The organism is Rhodococcus sp. OK302 (genome assembly GCF_002245895.1).
Taxonomy (GTDB): Bacteria; Actinomycetota; Actinomycetes; order Mycobacteriales; family Mycobacteriaceae; genus Rhodococcus_F.
In genome coordinates this window covers 5,739,284-5,760,116 of sequence record NZ_NPJZ01000001.1, presented here as the reverse complement: position 1 = coordinate 5,760,116, position 20,833 = coordinate 5,739,284, and the positions used below count along the sequence as shown (strand labels likewise).

Here is a 20,833-nt window from a genome sequence, read left to right as displayed (position 1 = left end):
GTGGTGACGCCCGGGTTGTTCGTCCGCAGCTCGTCGTTACCGCTGAGGAGCGCATTCGTTGACTGCCCTGCCGCCCGCTGCCCAGACTTTGCTTGCCGGACTTGCCGAGGCCGCACTCGCGGACACTGCATTTACTGCGGTGACCGAGGCGATCGGCAGCGCCAGACTCGATATCGTTGCGCCTAAGCCGGCGAGACCGTTCGTCGCGGCTGCGCTCGCAGCGCACAATCCGGTGCTACTGGTCACTGCGACGGGTCGTGAAGCCGACGATCTGACTGAGGAACTCACCGAGATGATCGGGGGTTCCGTCGCGCAGTTCCCGTCTTGGGAAACGTTGCCGCACGAGCGGTTGTCACCGAGCGCCGATACCGTCGGGCGACGCATCGAGGTGCTGCGTCGGCTCGCACGTCCGGACGACGCGTCGTACGGCGCTCCGTTGCGTGTTGTGGTGACGACGGTGCGCTCGCTGGTTCAGCCGATGGCGCCCGGGTTGGGGGAGATCGAGCCGATTACCTTGCGAGCGGGCACCGAGATCGACTTCGAGTCCGTGCTGGTCCGACTCGTCGAGATGGCGTACACGCGCGTCGACATGGTGGGCAAACGAGGTGAGTTCGCGGTTCGTGGCGGCATTTTGGACCTCTTCTCACCGACTGCCGATCATCCTGTTCGAGTCGAATTCTGGGGCGACGAGGTCTCGGAACTGCGGTATTTCTCCGTCGCAGATCAGCGGTCACTGCCTGATATCGACGTCGACGTCGTGATTGCGCCACCGTGTCGGGAATTGCTGATGACGCAGGACGTCCGGGATCGGGCAGCGAAGATCGCAGCCGAAAACCAGGCCGACGCGTCGCTGGTGGAAATGCTGGACAAGATCTCGGCGGGTATTGCAGTCGAAGGCATGGAAGCGCTCCTGCCGGTGTTGAAACCCGGTGAACTGCAACTACTTTCCGATATTCTTCCGGACGGAACCCATATCGTTCTGTGTGATCCGGAGAAGGTGCGCACGCGCGCAACGGATTTGGTTCGAACCGGGCAGGAGTTCCTGGAAGCGTCCTGGACTGCGGCATCGATCGGCGGTGCGGCGCCTCTCGATACGTCCATTCTGGCCGGCGAGTCCGGTCTGGGTGCCTCGGCCTATCGGTCGTTGCGTCAGGTACGCGAGTCCGCAGAAGCCGGTGGGCGTCCGTGGTGGACCATCAGCCCGCTGGCGTCGGGCAACGGCGAAGAACTGGAACTTCCGATTCAGGCGGCCCCACAGATACGTGGATCCGACGACCTCCTGGCCGAACTTTTTGTCAGTCTCCGAGCGCATGTGAGCACCGGTGGGCGTGCGGCAGTCGTCGTCGCCGGCGCTGGTACCGCAAAGCGCATCTACGAGCGACTCGGCGAGGCCGAGGTTCCGGCCACGATGCTCGAGCCCGGCGCGGTTCCGGCCCGTGGTCAGGTCTCGGTGTTGCGCGGATCGTTGCACGACGGTCTGGTTCTGCACGGCGGTAGCAGTGTGCCCGGGCAGGGTGATGTGCCGGGAATGGTCATCGTCACCGAAGCCGACCTCACCGGCAATCGGGTTGCCGCAGTCGGTGACGGCAAACGACTACCGGCGAAGCGTCGTAACCAGGTGGATCCGCTCGCGCTTGCCGCCGGCGACATGGTTGTTCACGATCAGCACGGCATTGGGCGGTTTGTGGAGATGGTGGAGCGCACCATCGGCGGCGCGCGACGCGAGTACCTGGTCATCGAATACTCCGCCAGTAAGCGTGGGCAGCCCGGAGACCGGCTGTTCGTGCCGATGGAGTCGCTGGATCAATTATCCCGCTACGTCGGTGGCGAGATGCCGGCGCTCAGCAAGCTCGGCGGATCCGACTGGGCCAATACAAAAACAAAGGCACGCAAGGCAGTTCGCGAGATCGCCGGCGAGCTCGTGCAGCTCTACGCTGCGCGTCAGGCAGCCCCCGGGCACGCGTTCGGCCCGGATACACCGTGGCAGAAGGAACTCGAGGATGCGTTTGCCTTCACCGAGACCGTCGACCAGTTGACGGTGATCAGTGAAGTCAAGGGAGACATGGAAAAACCCGTCCCCATGGACCGCGTTGTCATCGGCGACGTCGGCTACGGCAAGACGGAGATCGCAGTCCGCGCAGCGTTCAAGGCTGTTCAGGACGGCAAGCAGGTTGCGGTTCTGGTCCCGACGACTCTGCTTGCGCAGCAGCATCTTCAGACCTTCACCGAGCGGATGGCATCGTTCCCGGTCAAGGTTCGTGGGCTCTCACGCTTCACCGATGCGCGAGATTCCAAGGAGATCATTGCCGGGATGGCCGAGGGCGAGGTCGACATCGTCATCGGAACACATCGTTTGTTGCAGACTGCCGTCCGCTGGAAGGATCTCGGTCTGGTCATCGTCGATGAGGAGCAGCGATTCGGCGTCGAGCACAAGGAACACATCAAGGCGTTGCGTACCCACGTCGACGTACTCACGATGTCTGCCACCCCGATCCCTCGTACGCTGGAAATGAGTATGGCGGGTATCCGGGAGATGTCGACAATTCTCACGCCTCCCGAGGAACGTCATCCGATCCTGACGTACGTCGGCGCCTATGCGGACAAGCAAGTTGCCGCGGCAATTCGTCGTGAACTTCTGCGTGACGGTCAGATCTTCTATGTTCACAACCGCGTGAGTTCGATCGGCAAGGCAGCCAAGAAGATTCGTGAACTCGTTCCGGAAGCGCGCGTCGTGGTCGCGCACGGACAGATGAACGAGGACACACTCGAGAAAACTGTTCAGGGATTCTGGGAGCGAGACTTCGACGTCCTGGTGTGTACCACCATCATCGAGACCGGGCTCGATATCTCCAATGCGAACACGCTGATCGTCGAGCGCGCCGATTCGCTCGGGCTTTCGCAGCTCCATCAGTTGCGAGGCAGGGTCGGGCGTAGCCGCGAGCGCGGATACGCATACTTCCTGTATCCCCCCGAAAAGCCGTTGACCGAAACGGCCTACGACCGCCTGGCCACTATTTCGCAGAACTCCGATCTCGGTGCCGGCATGGCCGTCGCTATGAAGGACCTCGAAATCCGTGGCGCCGGTAACGTTCTCGGTGCCGAGCAGTCCGGTCACGTAGCCGGCGTCGGATTCGACCTCTACGTGCGGTTGGTCGGCGAAGCAGTCGAGGCGTATCGGGCAGCGGCAGACGGACGTCCTATCACCACCGACGATGCGCCCAAGGAAGTCCGGATCGACCTTCCCGTCGATGCGCACATTCCGCCGGATTACGTCACCAGCGATCGGCTCAGGCTCGAGGGCTACCGGAAGATCGCTGCCGCAACGGATTCCGACGGCATTGCAGCCGTAGTCGAGGAACTCGTCGACCGTTACGGGCCGATACCGGAAGAAGTCCGACGTCTTGTTTCCGTGGCGAAGCTGCGACTCCTGGCTCGGGAGTACCAACTCGAAGAGGTGGCGGTCACCGGAACGCAGATCAAGGTTGCGCCGATGGCATTGCCGGATTCCAAGCAGATCAGGCTCAAACGGATCTATCCGAGCGCGCAGTACCGGGCAACCACAGGCTTGGTGCAGTTGCCGATGCCGCGAACCGGTGGTGTCGGTTCCGATCGTCTGCGTGATGTGGAACTGCTCCAGTACATCGCGGACTTCATCCTGGCGCTCGACGGTCGGGCAGCCGGCGCTGTTGTCATGGAGGCTTGAGCGCGTCGTGGCCGAAGTATCTACCGTCGTACTACTCGATCCACTGCGGCCGGATGTTGTTCCGATCGAAGCGGTTTCGTTCTTGTCCGGACCCGTCCAGATCGACGGCACGGTGCCGGAACCGGTTCGGGTAGCCCTACCTCAATCCACAGCGGGGGCTGCGGTGATCGTGATGATGGACGGCGATGGCCCGCGGATTGCGGCCTTGGCTACGTCGGGTGCTCGGATAGTCCGGGCGGCGCCTGTGCACGGCGACAGATTGGTGGAGGCAGCTTCCATCATGGACCGGTTGTGGAAGCGCGGCGGGTGGGAAGCTACGCAGACACACGAGAGCCTCTCGGTCTATCTCGTGGAGGAGACGTACGAGGTGCTCGACGCCATCCTCAGCGGTGATGAGATCGACCTGCGGGAGGAACTCGGTGACCTTCTGCTTCAGGTGCTGTTCCATTCGCGTATCGCGCAAGCACATGGTGTCTTCGAGTTGGACGACGTCGCCGGCGCGCTGATCGACAAGTTGGTTCACCGCAGTCCGCACTTGACGAGTTCCGGAGTAGTGGACATCGCCGAGCAAGAGTTGGCGTGGGAGCGACTCAAGGATGTGGAGAAGGCCCGCGCGTCGTCGATGGACGGCATCGCCAAGTCGCAACCGCCGATACTGCTGGCGAAGAAGGTGATGAACCGGGCAGCCCGAGCCGGGGTGACCGAGATCATTCCCCAAGCAACGTTGGAAAGCTTGATCGAGCGGTGTCGAGAAGCTGACGCAGCGCTTGTCGACGCCCTCGACCTGCTGATCGCCGAAGTTCGCAACTGGGAGACTCAACAGTCTCGTGCGTAGCAGGCTTTGCGCGGTACGTCCGTGATTCCTGGTAATTAGTTGGCAATCTCTCGGTAGCTCGACGCTCTCGAGTGCACTGCAAACAAACCTGAGGTATGTTTGCGTACGGGAAGAGCGCAATGCGGTCGGATTATGCAGGAATTGGCCCCTGGTCAGCAGTTTGACGAAGGGGTTGGTGGGGGAATTTTATTAGCGTCAGTCGACGCCAGGCACGGCAACCGGCGGGGTGTTGCCGTTCCTGGATCCCACAGTTGGTTAATGATCAGCGATTTCTGGAAAAAGGCCCGATACGGCCCGCGACTCAACCCGCGACACCAATCGATGACAAGAAAGACTGATGACCAATGAGCGTTCATGCTGAGGTGGGGATCCAGCCGACGGCACTGCGGAATTCGGCTGATCTGAGTCGGGACTGGCGGCGTGCGTATCGGCGCAGAATTGCGATCACCGACTCCGTCACCGTAATTCTTGTGATTGCGCTCGCGCAGTTCGGCAGTGTTTGGCCCCATCCTTTCGAGTGGTTGACTCCGCTCAAGGTTGTTGCATCCGTTTTGCTCGGTGTGCTGTGGATGATCACGCTTTCGCGTGGTCGTAGTCGCCATCAATCGATGTTGGGAGACGGCGGCGACGAATACGAGCGTGTTCTGTTGGCAACCGGTCAAGTATTCGGACTCGGCGCACTGGCCGGGATCGTTCTCGGCGTCGAAATTGCTCGAAGCTACCTCATGATCGCTCTGCCACTCGGCTTGGGTGCCTTGCTTCTCGGCCGGTACCTCTGGCGTCGAGATATTCGTAACAAGCGAGCGTCCGGGCAATGCCGGAACGCAGTTCTGCTGGTCGGTGGGCATGCTTCCGTTGTTGCCACTACGCGGTCCTTCGTACGAGCGGCATCGGCAGGATATGACGTCGTGGGCACCTGCATTCCGCGTCGCGCCACGGTGCTCGACGACCACATAATGGTCGACGGTGCTCATGTTCCGGTGTTGGGCAATGAATTTGAAGTGATCGAGGCCATGCGGGCATGCAATGCCGACACGGTCATCGTGACCGGCACCGAAGATCTTGGCCAGGTCGGAATCCGCAAACTGATGTGGGATCTGGAAGCAGAAGGTGTCGATCTTGTTGTTTCGCCGGTCATTGCGGATGTATCCAAGGCCCGACTGATGTTTAGGCCCGTAGCCGGGCTGCCGCTCATTCACGTCGAGCGTCCACGCTACGAAGGCGCAAACCGTTGGGCACCGGCAATTTTCGACACTCTGTTCGCGGTCTTGATGATCCTGCTGGTTGCGCCCGTCATGATTGCGGCGGCAGTCGCAGTCAAGGTCACATCGAAAGGCTCTGTTTTCTACAAGGCGGAGCGCATCGGATTGAACGGGAAACCGTTTCCCATGTACAAGTTTCGTACGATGGTCGCCGGTGCAGATCAACAGGTCGTCGATCTGATGGGCGACAACGAGGGTGCGGGCGGTGTGCTCTTCAAGATGCGCGAAGATCCGCGCATCACACCGATCGGCAAGATTCTCCGCCGGTTGAGCATCGACGAACTTCCGCAGTTCTTCAACGTCATTCGCGGTGAAATGAGTGTCGTCGGTCCGCGTCCGCCACTTCGGCGCGAAGTCGAGATGTACGACGACGAGGTGTCTCGCCGGTTGTTCGTGAAACCCGGTATCACCGGACTCTGGCAGGTCAGCGGCCGTAGTGATCTCTCGTGGGAAGAATCGGTTCGTCTGGATTCCTCGTACGTCGAGAACTGGTCAGCGGCACAGGATCTTTCGATCATCGCGCGTACGGTGTCCGCTGTGGTTCGCAGTGATGGAGCCTACTGAACGGGGTCCGCGCAGGCTCGGGTTCCATCGCTGCTGACCGCTAGGACAAGCCTGGCTGGTCAGCAGCCGGCGCGCAAATTTCTGAGATATCCAGCAGTTTGATAGACGTAGTTGAATGCCCATGTGCGGAGCGATAGCTCAGGACGGCTCGCAACCATCAGCAGTTCACCGGAATAGCACCGCGAAATAATGTATCGAGCTCGCGAGATATGAGGAACGAAGGTCACGACAATGACGGTGTTCCAATCATGCAGGCGCGCAAGCCGTTCGATCTCGAACCCTTCGCCTTCTGTCGTAGATGGGGACGGTACAAAACAGTCGACCGGAAAATCGAATGATCCTTCGCATATCGATCGCATCTTTTTGTCGTTGTTGCCGTATGGATTCGAGAAGACAATCCGTGGTGCGTAACCTTGCCTCATCAAGTCGAGGCCCACTTCCTCACGCCCGTCGTGGGCGCCACCGAGCACGACAATCGCATCGGCAGCGTGTGGCTGGTCAAGCTTGGGTGCGACATAGACCGGCCAACCTGCGATTGTTGTCATCACGAGCGCTGACAGTGAAATGGCCGCGGCCTTCGAGACTTTCGACATCTTTTTGATATCCCGATGATACCCGGATCAAGGAACAACGCATGAGTAGATGGCAAGATCCCCTGCCTGTCGCAGTAGTCTACGTCTTACGAAATGCATACGGGCAAAACATGTCTGGTCTTGTTCCGTCTACAAGTCTTCACATCTTGGAGGATGGTTGGTGGATGGCCCTGACGGGCGCACCCGACCCTAGTTGCAACCTGGCACTGATGCACGATGGTGACGTGCCGGAGGTACCCGCCGATGTGGTCGAGGGCTCGGGAGCTTCTGGGTAGCTGATTAGCAGACTTCGGGTATGTTTATAGAGATCTAGCAAACTGCTGGTTTCTTTTGTTGGTCGTTTAGAGTTTTGCCGAGCTGGAGGTTTTCGACGTGTCAGATGTGCGGACTAGGGACGCAGTGATTCGTAGAGAGCTGGGCGTGCCGCCAACATTCGACTTGGTTGGCCACGTGCGAAATTTGTCGCGAGTGGTCCTTCCTGCGCTGGTGATCGCATTGATTGTCGGTGGCTTCGTGTACATGGTCAGAGGAAGTGCGACGCCGGTGTACGAATCCGATATCGTCGCGGAAGTCCAGACCGGTGCGCAGGTTGTGGTTACCGATGCCAACCTGGGCCAGATGGTCGCGCCATACATAGCGCTATCGACAGATAGCGCTGTAGTTGCCGAAATTGAGCGGAAGATGGGCAACGGGTGGGCCGGCGCTGACGTTTCGAGTCACATAGCGGTGGCCCCTGGAACTTCACCCGCGCTGGTCTTCGTGAAGGCGACAGGATTCAGTCAGGACGAGTCCGACAAGCTTGCGCGCGTCGTCGTGGAGACATTGAGTGATGCTCAGGGGCAACGCAATGCCGAAACTCTCGATCGACGGACCAAGATACTGACCGACGACATCGCGCGGCTCAACTCACAGTTGGCGGCGGCGCGCCAAAAGAGTATCGACAACTACGAAACAGCCAAGGATGATCCGACAGTCGCAGCGGATCTTGATGCCAGGCTCGAGCAATTGAGGCAACTGCGCGCTGCAGAGTCAAATTCTGACAGGTTGCAATTGCTGTCGGCGCCGTCAGGGACGGGACTTCCTGTTGCCCCCAAGCCGTTTGTCGAATCTGCGGTGGCCTTCCTGGTCGTCCTGATTCTGGTGGCAGAGATTCTCGTGGTATGTCGCGGACGTTTCAGTTCTCGCGTCACTGATGCCTGGGCCCGTCGTACCGCGAAGAAATTCGGCGCGTCACTGCTCGTACAACACTCTTCTGTCGCCGAGATGCCGTCTAATGTCGCGCTCACGTTGAGTCAACGCACGAGCCTGGGAGATCACGTTCTCGTATTGGTCGGGGAGGGCGTAGACATGAACTCGTGGGACGTGCCGGAAGGCTTGCAGGCGCGTGTATCCGTCCATGCATTGAGCTCGAACTGGTGGAGCGTCGTCGATTCCAGCGGCACAGCGTTTGCGATTGTTGTCGTTTCGGCACAAGATGCTGATCAAAGTGAAATCGCCAGTTGTCTTCGGACTTTGGCGGAAGTTGATGTGGCGCGGTCGTTGGTGTTGGTCGGACCGGCAGCGCCCGAACCTGTCATCGACTTCATCACATTGTCCTCGCTACGGGGTCGGAGTGGTGATACGAAACCGGTGAGTTCGGCTGCAGTAGTGGGAGAGCCGATGTTGCGGGAAGACACGTCACTGCATTTGCGTGGAGTCACGGAAGATGTGAACGGAGTCATGGGAGCTCCATCAAGTAGTGCGAAGGTGGCGTCCGGACCAGTGGTTGATTCCGGTGACCGTAGAACACGAGCGGGGTTGATCGATGCGCAGACTGTGACGATCGACCGTCGACGGTTGTCGGCGCTGGAGCCTGAGAAGCATCCGTCTCCGGTGGAAAGCCCACGAGCAGTCGATGCTGGTGACCTCGACGGAGTTGATGTCGTTAATCACGTCGACGATATCAACTCCGAAGCGGCTACCGAGCGAATTATGTTGAACACCAGTAAAAAAGGCAAGACTCGAGATGGTCGGCCAGTTTCACGCGTGGGACTACTGAGGCATGAAGGAACCCGGGGTACGTCCAAGGTGGACTGACCGTCGGCGGAGTCAGATCAAATTTTGGGTGTAGTGCACCCACCGATCGCTTGCTTCACAGCGTCCAGTGCGGGTTTCGGAGTGAAGTTCATTGTCATCAGTCCGAAGTTCTGCTCGATGTCACTGGTGTTGGTTCCGCGATCACGCATGCTGTAGATGAAAATTCGCTCGATGTACCCGAGTGAATTGGCCTGTGCGAATCCGTCGGCGATGATACTGGCTTGAAGTTGGGGGCTGACAGCGGTCGGTCCAGTTCCGGTGGGAGCGCCGAATTCGGTTGCCCAGACCTTCTTTCCGCTGTCACCATTCTTGACCATCGTCTCTCGCATGAGGCGAATTCGGTAGAAGGTGTTCCAGCTTTGAGTGGACGCGTCGGAGGGCAACGCGGGCCAACTGTAGGGGTGTATGGAGAAGGCATCGAAGGACGATTTCGCCCCGGCAGCGTAGAGGGAGTTGAGATACGTGACCGGTGAGATGTCGGAACCGTTGTCGACTGCCGGCGCCAATCCGCCGTTGAGAATCTTTGCACCAGGTTGTGCGGCTCGAATGCTTGCCGCTGCGGCCTTCAGCATTGACGTGTAAGTATTGGCATTGGGCTTCGGGCGGAAGAATTGAGCGAGATTCGGTTCATTCCAGATCTCCCAGGTGCTGATCTTGTTCGAATAGCGTTGTGCCGCTTGCTGTGCGAACTTGGCATACGCTGCAATGTCGGATGGGTAGCCGTGACTGTCGGCGGCTCCGGCAATGCGTGCCCACGGAGGTGTGTAGGTGACGATGGCAAGAAGGCTCAAGCCTTGTAGCCTTGCCCGTTCGACGACACGATCGGTTGCTGACCAATTCTGTTGGCCCTTGGTTGGTTCGACTGCCGACCAGTCGATATCGAATCGGAGCCATGTGGTGCCCGCATTCTTCATTGCGGTCAACTCTGCATCAAGGTCGTTTTGCGAGAGCCAGTTCAAGGGGGCGCCGCCAGCGATGCCGAAACTGGCAGAACTGCAAGTCGATGGTGGGGAAGTTGTTGGAGGTGGAGGGGGAGTGGAGGTGCAGGCACTCAACGATCCGACGGCAAGGGTCAGGGAACACAGGAGGAATCGAAGTCGACGCACGTCGACCACCTTCTTTCCACAGGGGTCGCGAAACAGGGGCCACAATAAGAGGATGGATCCGGATATCGCTGACGAATCCGGCAATAAGTAGAATTGCACGAATTCGGTCTGTGGGGAGCAGTCTCGAGGTCGGTTCTTCAGCACCTGTGCTTGCTTGTGAAGGCGATTGGAATGCGTCGGTTGGTATTGTCCGATTTTTTCTGAATGGGGATGAAGTTGGCGAATCTTTTCAGAAGCACCCTCCAGTTTTGTTGGCATTTTCCAGGACGGTCATTGCAGGCTTCGGATCGGAGTTTGTGTCCAGAAGTCCGAAGTTCTGTTCGCGATCCCCTAAATCGGATCCAAGGTCCTGGAGGCTGTAAACGAACAACTTGGAGACGAATCCGAGCCTGCGGGCCTCGTTGATTCCGTCGCGGAGAATTTCAGCTTGAACGGCCTCTGTGACAGCTTCTGGACTGCTGCCGGTTGGCGAACCGAATTCCGTTGCCCAGATTGACTTGGCTGTGTCGCCGTTAGTCACCATGGTGTCGTGCATGAAGCGCATTCGGTAAAACGAGTTCCAACTCTGGGTGAGGGCATCGGACGGTAGTGCGGGAAAGCTGTACGGATGCATACCTACGATGTCGAAATAGGGGCCAGCTCCAGTGTCGTACAGATCGGACAGAAAGGTCGTGGGGCTGATATCCGTACCGTTGTCCGTTGCGGGGGACAGGCCACCGGACACGATCGTCGCATCGGGCTGAACCTTTTTGATCGAGGCGCTCGCAGCTGTCAGCATCTCCGAGTAATACCCTACGTCTGGCGCAGGGTTGAAGAACGACTGGAGATTAGGTTCGTTCCAGATCTCCCAGGCAGATACCGCGTCGATGTAGCGTTCTGCAGCAATACCTGCGAAGTCACCAAATGTTGTGGGGTCAGCAGGGCGAGTGTGACTATCCGCTTCCGAATCCGACGCGGCGCGAGCCCATTCCGGTGTATAGGTGATCAAGCCGAGCACATGGAGTCCGCTGGCCTTCGCGGCCTCGACGAGTCGGTCAGTTCCTGACCAATCGAACGTTCCCTGTGTGGATTCGATAAATGACCAGTCGAAGTCGAATCTGATCCAATCGGAACCCGAGTCCTGAATATCCTCGATGACCTTGTCTATTTCAGGCTGACCTAGTGCAGTGTAACCAGAACCGAGGGCTATGCCGGTGCTGTCGGTGGACGGAGCTGGTTCGCATGGCTTACTCGATTCGGAGACCGACGACTGAACGACAACTCCGAGGACAACGAGAACCACTGCGGCTGCTGATAGGCGAAGCGCTTTAGTCACGAACGAGTTCCTCGAGGAGCGCCGGTAGGTTCTTTCGGATGTCATAGCGCTCAACCACTCTTTTTCGACCAGCGCGCGCAAATGTAGATCGCGCGCATTCGTCGTTCAACAGTCTGGCGATTTCTGCAGCTAGTTGGGCGGGGTCATCAACTGCGATGAGGGAACCCGCACCGTCCGCGAGTAGCTCGCTCGTTCCCCCATGGTCGGTTCCGATGACGGGCACTCCGAGGCTCATGGCTTCGAGAACTACCAGCGGACTGGCCTCAGGAGAGGTGCTGGCTGAGATAGCGAGGTCCCAGTTTCTGACGGTGGACAGTGAATCGACGTATCCAAGGAACCGGACACGGCCCCTCAAATCGGGTTCTTCGGAACGTTGTTTTAACACTTCGGCATACGGCTCGTCTCCGGGAAATGGGACACCGGCAATTTCGAGTAATACGTCAGGCGTTCTGGCAATTGCCTCCAACAGGACGGTGTGGCCCTTCCACGGAGTGATAGATCCGATTATGCCGACAACCCCGGGCGCGGGGGATTGAACTACCGCGATTTCGTCGGGTACCGCAACACCGAGTCGCGCGATCGTAGTGGGGATGCCTAGCGCGCGTACAGGTATTGCTGTGGGCCCGGAGACGGAAACTGCTCGTCGGATGGAAGGCTTGGCAATGCGGACGACAGTGCGTTGTTTGGTGTTGGAGAGCGTGTCGTGAATGAGCCAAGTTGCGCCGCCATCGACCCGGCCGAATCTGATTGCCGGCAATGCAAACAGGGAATTGACGATCACTTTTGCATTCTCGGATCGCGTACGGGACGCGATCATGCGTCCTGCGATTCGCCAGTTCTTCACCACGGTAGCGATAGCGAGAATGCGATTGATGCCACCTTCCCCCTTGAGCGCGAGGCTCGGTATTGGGAGAACTTCGCAGATGTCAGTGACTCGCTGAGTCAGCGGGCCGTCCGGGCATACCAAAATTACGGTGGCCCCGCTTTCTTTCGCGAGTTGCATCGCCTGAATCATGACGAGTTCGGCTCCGGAAACCTCTCCGGTGTGACTGACGAAGATCAGTGTTCGAATCATGTGTTGTCTCCACCGGGTTTGATGAGCGCCAACAGGGTTTTCCCGTTGGAGATCGGAACGACTACGAAGATTGCCGCGATTACGACAGGTGCGGCGATCGACACGAGAAGCCACGGAATGGAAAATCGTTCGACGCAGATGGTCCCCACCGTCGTGACCAGTACGCCGATCGCTGTCGTCGCGACGACAGGGATAGCAGGAAACAGGTTGTGGGCAGGAACTGTTCGAACTACGACGATCCAAATCGCAATGAACAGAAGCATTTCGGTGACAACTGTTGCAATTGCGGCGCCGTTGAACGAGAAGCGAGGGATGAGGACAAGGTTGGCAACGATATTGAAACCGAGTCCGGCCAGCGCCACCCAGGGGTACGTGCGATGCCGTCCACTGGCTATCAGCACCATCAGGCCGAGTTGAGTTAGCATCGAAAAGCAGGCACCCAAGACGAGGAGTCGTGTGGAAGTTCCTGCAACAGTGAATCTTTCGCCGTACAGCAGTGACAGGACTTCGGTTGCCGCCGGCCAGAACGCCGCGATGGACGCGCTTCCGAGAATGGCAAGGACGATGAACGCTTCACGACTGCGCTCCCGAAAGATATCGAGTTTGTCAGGCCATGAGGAGACGAGGAGTGTGGTTACGGGGGTGACGACGGTGATGGCGACGATCTGTAGAAGATCCGCGAACTTGTATCCGATGCTGTACAACCCGACAGAATCGAACGTGTCGAGTTTGCCGAGCATGAGGACGTCGATTTTGGAAAGCAATGTGATGAAAGCGAATCCGATGCTGAGTGGGATCGCTTCGATCAGCATTTCTCGCCACCGTCGAAACTGGGCGCGCGAGGCGGGGAGCGGGCCGGCGACACCCTTGCGAACACCGCGGATCTTGATGACGGCAGCGACCACTTCGTTGATTACTGCTGGAATCACGAGGATGATGAGGAGGGGTTGCCACAGTACAGCTGCGATTGTCGCCATCAGCTGCGCAAGTTGTCCGGCGCCTTCGGCAACTGCCACATAGGTCATCTTGAGACGACTCTGGTACATCACCGAAAGCGCGTGACTTGGTGTCGCGACAACGACGACGAGGCCTGCAATCGCAGTCGCTTCGATGACTTCTGCGGGGTATCCCATTATCCAGACGTATCCGACAGCCAAGACGTATCCGAGCAGTCCCAAAGCGATGCGTAGCGAGATGAATGCGGTTGTAACCAGCGAGATTTCCCAAGGATTGCTCTCGACCAGTTTTGCAAGTACAACTCGTCCGACGCCGAGATCAGTGATGACGGAAAGCAATCCGAGCAGACCGAAGATCAATGAGAACTGACCGAATTGCTCGGGGCTGATTGCGCGAGCGATCAAAACGGAACCGGTCCAGCCCATTGCGGCGACGGCGACTCTACTTCCCAACATGATCGCCGTGCTACGACGGGCCGCGTTTGCCGTCAACTCAGGTGTTAACGGTTGGTGAATCTTGGTTTCTCGTTCGAGGCGTTCCTTCTCGAACTTCAGTTGCGCAGCATGCTTCAGTTCGGCGAATTTACGAGGTGACACATGGTCGGTATCGGAGGATCGGCGGTCTGTCATAAAGCCCAACTCATACGTCCAACCCGGCAGTCCGGTATGCCTCGACAGTGAGCTCGGCAGTTTGTGCCCAAGTGAATCGGGATGCAACTCGAGGCGCTGAGGTGCGCAGGGCCGCATTGTATTCGGAGTCGTTGATCACCGAGCGGAGCGCACGCACCCATGAATCCTTGTCGTGTGTGTGGACTAAGGCTGCGGCGTCGTCCGCAAAATCAGGCAGTGCCCCGACGGCGCTGGCGACGACAGCACTGCCACATGCCATCGCCTCGAGTGGCGGGAGACCGAAACCCTCGTAGTGCGACGCGTACGCAACAGCAGTTGCTGCAGAATATAGTGCTGGAAGATCTTCTGTCGCAACGTAGCCAAGGCCGATCGCGGAACTGGGTGCGTCAGGTCCGCGAGATCCGGACCCGGCGAGGACAAAGGGTATTGATAGTTCGGAGCAGGCATTTGCAACCAGTGCGACGTCTTTGCGCGGTTCGATGGTTCCGACTTGAAGTACAAATCGCTCAGGTAGGCTCAAGCGGTGACGGACCTCGGCTACTTCGGTAGGCGTTGGTACCGTGGCCCACGGTGCAGGTGCTAGTGGAGTGACGATTGCCTCGCGGCCGCTCAGTGATTTGATTCGCTCGGCGGTAAAGTCGGACACGGCGATGAGCACATCAGCCTTACGCAGGGCCATCGACAGTAATTGGCGTTCGCCGGCGGCTCGGAATTTGCTGAATGCCCAGGGAACATCGAATACCGCCATATCGTGGAACGTCGAAACAGTCAGTCCCGCTTGCCTGATCGGGAGATCGACATCGAGACTGTGGTACAAAGCCGACCCGCGGATCGGCACCATCGCCCACGCTGCCCTTCTGGCACCGGCGACCACTGGTCGCGGGATGACACTCAACGATGCCGGAATCTCGGAGACTGCGTCGCTCTGGATCGAGGCACTCAACTTTACCGTTCCATTGATCAGCGGGGCAATCTCTTTCAGGACTTCGCGAGCGTAGGTCTGTACTCCGCCTCCGCCTGGGCGGAGGGCCATCGCGCCGAAGGTGATTCCTGAACCTCCGTCGTTGCTTGTACGGAGTGATGTTGGCTCAATGCGCATCCCACAGTTCCAATCAGTAACCAGAAGTACAAGTCGAGAGGGAAAATCTCGAAGTACGTAGCGAACACCGACGCACAGGCTGCGGCGATGATGGAAGCGCTGACACCCAAGGCGAAGGCGCCGTCCTGTCCGGGGAGCACTCGAGAGCTTCTGAGTGCAGTGAGTGCTGCGGAGATCAGGAGTAGGGCGAAGATCCACATCCCGACTGGACCCAGTTCGACAAGGACTTTGATGTAGTAGTTGTCGGGTTGGTATGGAATCAGCCCAAGAGTGGTTGCTGCTTTGATGGTCATCGTGTTCAGCATCGGGTGGGCGGTTTCGGCAGCTTTCGCGGCCGCGGACCCAGTTGCTCCAAGTCCCTGGCCAAGCGGATGGACAAACAACGAACTGATCGTCGACGACCAACCGCTGCCACGCTCCGACAGGCTGTATGAGGAGAACAATGGCTTGACGACGGAGGCCGGTGCGACCAGCAATGCGACTGGAACTGCGGCAGCGATACCGGCGAACAATACAAGCAGAGAACGATATCGGTAGATCGCCAGGTAGAAGAGACCGACAGCGAGCGCGATATAACTGGCACGCACGATGGAAACCCCCATCCCTGCGATCATGAGCGGAGTTGCGGCTAGGAAGATCTTGTTACGCAAGCGTTTTGGATCAGCGAGGCTGACTGATATACCGATGATCAGGCTCATACTGACAAAGAGTGCAAATGCGAATGGGCCGGTGAACGTGCTGAAGCTGCGAAGCAGCGAACCGGTAATTCTGATCTGTTCGGTGTAGCTGTAGCCGAGTTCGACAAGATATGCAGGCCCGACGATTTGCTGGAGTAGTCCGATCGCCGCAGTGAAGATGCCCATACCCATGAGGATCGTGACCAGATGGTCTCGATCTGTTCGGGTGAAGGGCGTACGCCAGAGGATGACCGGGATCAACGCGTAGAAGTATGTGATCTTGATCGATACCAGTCCACCTAATCCGGAAAGGATCAGTGCGGACACAGATCCCATGAGCACCCAGGCGACTGCTGCCGGCCACCAGGGCATCGATGGACGTACGGCCTGTTGGCGATTCGGACTCACGAAGGTGCACAACAAGGTCAGCAGGATCAAGCCCTCTTTCCATCCGGCCAAGGATTGCCCGTTCGGGACGATTGCCAGCAGGCCGTGAAGGGGCGCGAGAAGCGCGAGGAGCAGGAGCCCTCGTTGTGGTCGTCTGTAGAGGGCAACTGCAAGCGGGGATGCAGCCATCACACCGAGCAGCAAGATCGCGGGGTTCACACCGTTGTCCGCTTCGCATCAGTGCTGCTGATCGATCGTCGTGTCGAACTGCCGAATTGTGTTGTTATCGCAGAGATCGACTCACGATGGATGATGCTTCGCAGGTCGCGATGGTAAGACGGGTGGTCTCCGATACTGGGCATGACAACGTCGAAGGTGTAGCCACGGAGCATCATTCGTTCGATACCTTGCGCGCCGCGCTGGTGGTGGAACCACTCCGCGTCGGCGGGTGAGAGAATGGCCTTCGTGTGCACGCCGCGCCGGTAAAGTGCGTCGAGCATGACTTCGGGAACCTGAGTTATTCCATTGTTGCCCAGTATCTTCCATGCGAAGTAGGGAAGTCGTGCCTGCAACAGTGTCTTGATTCTCGCCCGGAAAGGCAGCTCTATCGTGTCGCCTTCAGGACTTATTTTCGGGGATTCGGGTAGCACTGCGTCTGTGAGAGCTCGCTTCCTTCGCACTGACCACAAGATCATGTTGACGAGAATCGTTGACCGAGCACCCACCTTCAGTGCTACCGACGCGGCAGTCCAACCGCCCGAACACAATCCCGCCAGAATCAGGTTTTCGGGAGCTGCTCCAAGTGCAGCGACGGCCGTCATCGCATCATCGTCTGCCGAAAGTGAATATACCGACGTCGGGTTGTTTGCATCGATGCGCCCGGTGTCACCGACGCCTCGTCGGTCGAACCGCAAAGTGGTCACAGAGTGCTCAGCGGCTTCGCGCGCAATCTTCACCCAAGAACGTCCGGGACCGATGCGATGCTCGATGGCAGTTGTGAAGAACACCAGCCCACGTCCAGGCTCCGGGAAGGAAGCAGACTGAGCTTCAAGAGCAGGTTCGGCGGCGGGACTCGCAGGATGTGTGCGGATCGCGAAAAGTTGATGGGCACCGACTCGTTCGAGTGATTCGTAGACTTCCTCCCCACTTGCAGTCACGGCCACGCGCGCCGTGGGCACGATGATGGGGGCGAAGGCATCGGAATCCTCCGGCGCATTTTTGTCGATCCAGTCGGCGATCTCGTGGATGTAACCGTACGGAATATCGACATAGAAGCTCGGGGGAGACGTGAAGGTTTCGTGATTCTCCAGAACCAGAACGTCAGGTTGAATCGTCGACGTCAGTCGGGTGATTGCACTGCTGTCTTTCATCGATGACCGGACGGCGAGTAGGGCGCGCGGATTTCCCGGAAACGGACCGTTGATGCGACTGGTCATGAGTTCGTCGGCACATTCGGGCGCCAACGTTCCACCCATGATCGACACGCGTGGGTCGGCAGGATCGTCTTTGCCCACACTGATTGCGTAAAACGCGCGCTGTTCCCTGACGTAGTTGCGCCCATTGATGATCGGATCCCAAAGGACGATCGAATTGATAGTCCCGCACTCCGCGAGCGCTGCAGCAGCCAAGAGCGCACCGAGTCGCAGTCCGACAATACTCACGGACTGCGCACCGCTCTTTCTTACATAATCGATGGCACTGACAATGCTGTCCTGCCAACGGCGCATTGCGTCGGGAGCATCTTCTGCACCGGCTGAATCACCGACGGACTCGTAGTCGAAACGGAACGCCACGATCCCGCGGGCCGCGAGCTCGTCCGCCAGGAGTCGCATCCCGCGGTAAGTATCGATGTGTTCCTTGCCGATGGGCGAGCACAGCACGACAGCTTCGCGGGCAGTGCCCGACTGCGGTACATGGACGAATCCGAGCAGCGGTGTCTCTGCCGGTCCGAACCACGTTGCCAGTTGAGTCTCGATTGGGATCACTCCGTGTAGTGCGGACAGGGCCATGAACTGACGTTCTCGCAGACCCCGAATTGAGCCGGGATGAGCTAGCTGATTGAGGTTGCCTGTATGTTGCTGTCAAACATACCATCGGTTTGTTTGATGATGCATTTTCCGTCAACAGGTATCTGATCTAGCCCAATGGGCATACGGGAGTCCGATATGGCAGGTGTACTCGTCCATGAATGGATCGAGCGTTCAGGCGGAGCTGAGAAGGTGCTCGACGAGTTCGTTCATTGCTATCCGGATGCGGATTTGTACTGTCTCTGGAACGATGCGCCGGACCGGTACCCGGCCGCGATTGTCCGTGAAAGTATCCTGGCCAGGACGCCACTGAGGGGGAGAAAAGCGCTGGCGCTCCCGGCGATGCCGTTCACGTGGCGCGGGCTCGAGAATCGGGACTACGATTTTGCCCTGATCAGTTCACATCTGTTCGCGCACCATGCAACATTTGCCGGAGGATCGGCCGAACTTCGTAAGTTCGTCTACGTTCACACGCCGGCTCGGTACGTGTGGAATCCGGAACTCGACGAGCGAGGAAATTCGCTGCCGGCGAGGCTGGCCTCTCCGTTCTTGCGGAAGGTCGATCGCAAGCGGGCATCGGAAGGTGCGTCCTTCGCGGCCAACAGTGAGTTTGTCAGTAGCCGCATAGAGCGTGCTTGGGGTGTGCAGTCGAAGGTCATTTATCCGCCGGTCGATGTTGTTCGAATCGCCGGGGTTGCCGACTGGCGTTCGAGGTTGACGCAGGAAGAGTCTCAGTTACTCTCCAGTTTACCTTCGTCGTTTGTTCTCGGCGCTTCGAGGTTTATTCCGTACAAGCGACTCGACTGGGTGATCAAGGCTGCGGAGAAGGCCGGCATCGCGGCCGTGGTTGCAGGGTCGGGGCCGGAGGAAAAGCGACTGCGCGCGATGGCGTCGGCAGCGTCCGTGCCCGTTCGGATTCTTCATCGGCCCTCGGACGCAATGCTGTTCGCTCTGTATCAGCAGGCGCTGGCCTACGTATTTCCGCCGATCGAAGACTTCGGGATCATGCCGGTGGAGGCGATGGCAGCCGGTGCGCGATTGATCACCAATAGTGTTGGGGGTGCGTCGGAAACCGTTGTGCAAGGCGTCGACGGACTGCATTTTCACGACGACCGGTGGGAGTCGATTGCGGAGTGCATCCTGAATATCGACAGCGTGAATACTGCTCGATCGAATAATTATGATAAGTACTCTGTGGGGCGGTTTCATGCCGAGATCGCGACGTGGACAGGCATCGAAGCGGCTACCTACGTGAACAGTGTGGAACCCCAGTAACTTCCACTCGAAAGTCCGCCGGGGCAGGCAAAGACTGCGGAACCGACGTGCTGGATGTATTCGTTCAAAGCGTCGTGCCGCGAAAGGTTTTGCTGCATCGGAACAAACTGTTCGACGGGATTGCGACAATAGGCCACAAAGAACAATCCGGCATCGAGGTGGCCGAATCCGTCTGACCCTTCCGTGAAGTTGTATCCGCGCCTCAGGATTTGGATTCCACCCAACTCCTGGGCTGAGGCAAGGCGGACGTGCGAATCGGCGGGAATGACAAAGTCGTGTCCGACCTTGGAGTCGAGATCGAGTTCGTCGAACTCGTCCTTGCCTCCGAGGGGTGCTCCGCTGCGCTTGTCGCGCCCGATGACGGCTTCCTGCTCTTTGAGTACTGCGCGGTCCCACTGCTCGATCAGCATTCGAATTCGTCGGGCGACGAGGAATGATCCGCCGGCCATCCATTCTTGATCGTCGACGGCGTTGACCCAGACGTGCTCATTCAGCACTTCGGGGTCCTCGGCCTTGATATTTGCAGTTCCGTCCTTGAATCCGAAGAGGTTTCGCGGAGTCGCCTGAGTCGTCGATGTTGACGACGTACGGCCGAACCCGAGTTGTGACCACTTCACCGAGGCCGTGCCGAACGCGACGCGGGCTAGGTTGCGGATCGCGTGGACGGCTACCTGCGGATCGTTGGCACACGCTTGAATCGCGATGTCGCCGCCGCTGCGATTCGGGTCGAGGTTGTCGGCGCGGAAATGCGGAAGATCCAGCAGTGCAGCGGGTTTCTTGTCGGCCAGACCGAAGCGGTCGTCGAAGAGCGACGGGCCGAACCCGATGGTCAGGGTCAGTTGCGAAGGCGCGAGGTCGAGGGCCTCGCCGGTGTCGCTCGGCGGCGCATACGGACCGTCGCCGGTTGCGCCGTCCTCGGTTGCTTCTTCACCCTTGGTCATCCGTTCTGCCATCGCAGTCCAGGTCTGCAGCAGCGCGATCAGTTCGTCGCGTGACTTTGTTGTCACGTCGAAAGCCACGAAGTGCATGCGATCCTGCGCGGGCGTCGAGATGCCGGCCTGATGGTCGCCGCGAAACGCGACTACATCATCGTGATCGGCAGAGTTTCCGTTGTCAGCGGTGACTCGGCCGACGACGGCACCCGCGCCGGCCAGTACGGCACCGGCGCCTACCGCGCCGAACAGTCGACGACGTGAAAGACCTTGTGGTGCTGAGTTTTCCGGAACGGATGAACCTTCGGATGAATCGGCCAT

The 20,833-nt window shown here is 58.7% G+C and carries 14 protein-coding genes; 5 read left to right on the top strand and 9 right to left on the bottom strand.

Features of this window, described 5'->3' with window-relative positions; genetic code table 11:
- The first annotated feature begins 58 nt into the window (after positions 1 to 58).
- From mfd to BDB13_RS26260, 3 genes are all read left to right on the top strand, one after another.
- A complete protein-coding gene (gene mfd / locus BDB13_RS26270; RefSeq protein ID WP_441347217.1) occupies positions 59 to 3,703 on the top strand; it encodes a transcription-repair coupling factor in 3,645 nt (1,214 codons plus the stop codon).
- A gap of 7 nt (positions 3,704 to 3,710) precedes the next feature.
- Entirely contained in the window at positions 3,711 to 4,538 is an 828-nt protein-coding gene (locus tag BDB13_RS26265; RefSeq protein WP_254922968.1) for a MazG family protein, read from the top strand.
- A gap of 344 nt (positions 4,539 to 4,882) precedes the next feature.
- Entirely contained in the window at positions 4,883 to 6,364 is a 1,482-nt protein-coding gene (locus tag BDB13_RS26260; RefSeq protein ID WP_094274366.1) for a sugar transferase, read from the top strand.
- A 59-nt stretch (positions 6,365 to 6,423) separates the two neighbouring features.
- Here the strand turns inward: BDB13_RS26260 and BDB13_RS26255 are convergent, their stop codons facing one another.
- Positions 6,424 to 6,909: a YdcF family protein gene (locus BDB13_RS26255; RefSeq protein WP_254923064.1), complete on the bottom strand. Its 486-nt coding sequence runs from the start codon at positions 6,907 to 6,909 to the stop codon at positions 6,424 to 6,426.
- Between the two features lie 498 nt (positions 6,910 to 7,407).
- Between BDB13_RS26255 and BDB13_RS26250 the strand changes: the two genes are divergently transcribed.
- A complete protein-coding gene (locus BDB13_RS26250) occupies positions 7,408 to 9,033 on the top strand; it encodes a hypothetical protein (protein ID WP_141210697.1) in 1,626 nt (541 codons plus the stop codon).
- A 17-nt stretch (positions 9,034 to 9,050) separates the two neighbouring features.
- Here BDB13_RS26250 and BDB13_RS26245 read toward each other — a convergent pair whose 3' ends face one another.
- The 7 genes from BDB13_RS26245 to BDB13_RS26215 form a co-directional block, all read right to left on the bottom strand.
- Positions 9,051 to 10,139: a cellulase family glycosylhydrolase gene (locus BDB13_RS26245; protein WP_254922967.1), complete on the bottom strand. Its 1,089-nt coding sequence runs from the start codon at positions 10,137 to 10,139 to the stop codon at positions 9,051 to 9,053.
- Positions 10,140 to 10,368: 229 nt separating this feature from the next.
- Complete coding sequence (locus BDB13_RS26240; protein WP_094274363.1) at positions 10,369 to 11,454, bottom strand: GH39 family glycosyl hydrolase; 1,086 nt, start codon at positions 11,452 to 11,454, stop codon at positions 10,369 to 10,371.
- Positions 11,447 to 12,529 carry a glycosyltransferase family 4 protein gene (locus BDB13_RS26235; protein WP_254922966.1) on the bottom strand — a complete coding sequence of 361 codons (1,083 nt, stop codon included), beginning with the start codon at positions 12,527 to 12,529 and terminating at the stop codon, positions 11,447 to 11,449. Before BDB13_RS26235 ends, BDB13_RS26240 begins: the two co-directional genes overlap by 8 nt.
- Complete coding sequence (locus BDB13_RS26230; protein ID WP_094274362.1) at positions 12,526 to 14,115, bottom strand: flippase; 1,590 nt, start codon at positions 14,113 to 14,115, stop codon at positions 12,526 to 12,528. Before BDB13_RS26230 ends, BDB13_RS26235 begins: the two co-directional genes overlap by 4 nt.
- Positions 14,116 to 14,125: 10 nt before the next feature.
- Entirely contained in the window at positions 14,126 to 15,058 is a 933-nt protein-coding gene (locus BDB13_RS26225; RefSeq protein ID WP_254922965.1) for a glycosyltransferase family 4 protein, read from the bottom strand.
- Positions 15,059 to 15,093: 35 nt separating this feature from the next.
- On the bottom strand, positions 15,094 to 16,497 hold the full coding sequence (locus BDB13_RS33155; protein ID WP_254922964.1) for an O-antigen ligase family protein: 1,404 nt from the start codon (positions 16,495 to 16,497) through the stop codon (positions 15,094 to 15,096).
- The gene (locus BDB13_RS26215; protein WP_094274360.1) at positions 16,494 to 18,287 is read right to left on the bottom strand and encodes an alpha/beta fold hydrolase; all 1,794 of its coding nucleotides are present in this window, start codon (positions 18,285 to 18,287) and stop codon (positions 16,494 to 16,496) included. The genes BDB13_RS33155 and BDB13_RS26215 overlap by 4 nt, the downstream gene beginning before the upstream one ends.
- A 156-nt stretch (positions 18,288 to 18,443) precedes the next feature.
- On the opposite strand from BDB13_RS26215, the gene BDB13_RS26210 reads away from it, so the two are divergent.
- On the top strand, positions 18,444 to 19,580 hold the full coding sequence (locus BDB13_RS26210) for a glycosyltransferase (RefSeq protein WP_094274359.1): 1,137 nt from the start codon (positions 18,444 to 18,446) through the stop codon (positions 19,578 to 19,580).
- Here BDB13_RS26210 and efeB read toward each other — a convergent pair.
- The gene (efeB, locus tag BDB13_RS26205; RefSeq protein WP_094274358.1) at positions 19,553 to 20,833 is read right to left on the bottom strand and encodes an iron uptake transporter deferrochelatase/peroxidase subunit; all 1,281 of its coding nucleotides are present in this window, start codon (positions 20,831 to 20,833) and stop codon (positions 19,553 to 19,555) included. The genes BDB13_RS26210 and efeB overlap by 28 nt on opposite strands.

Bases quoted from the DNA above. Each gene is read 5' to 3' on its own strand.
- BDB13_RS26260 (WP_094274366.1), top strand. From the start codon at position 4,883: ATGAGCGTTCATGCTGAGGTGGGGATCCAGCCGACGGCACTGCGGAAT.
- BDB13_RS26255 (WP_254923064.1), bottom strand. From the start codon at position 6,909: ATGACAACAATCGCAGGTTGGCCGGTCTATGTCGCACCCAAGCTTGAC.
- BDB13_RS26235 (WP_254922966.1), bottom strand. From the start codon at position 12,529: ATGATTCGAACACTGATCTTCGTCAGTCACACCGGAGAGGTTTCCGGA.
- BDB13_RS26230 (WP_094274362.1), bottom strand. From the start codon at position 14,115: ATGACAGACCGCCGATCCTCCGATACCGACCATGTGTCACCTCGTAAA.
- BDB13_RS26215 (WP_094274360.1), bottom strand. From the start codon at position 18,287: ATGGCCCTGTCCGCACTACACGGAGTGATCCCAATCGAGACTCAACTG.
- BDB13_RS26210 (WP_094274359.1), top strand. From the start codon at position 18,444: ATGGCAGGTGTACTCGTCCATGAATGGATCGAGCGTTCAGGCGGAGCT.
- efeB (WP_094274358.1), bottom strand. From the start codon at position 20,833: ATGGCCGATTCATCCGAAGGTTCATCCGTTCCGGAAAACTCAGCACCA.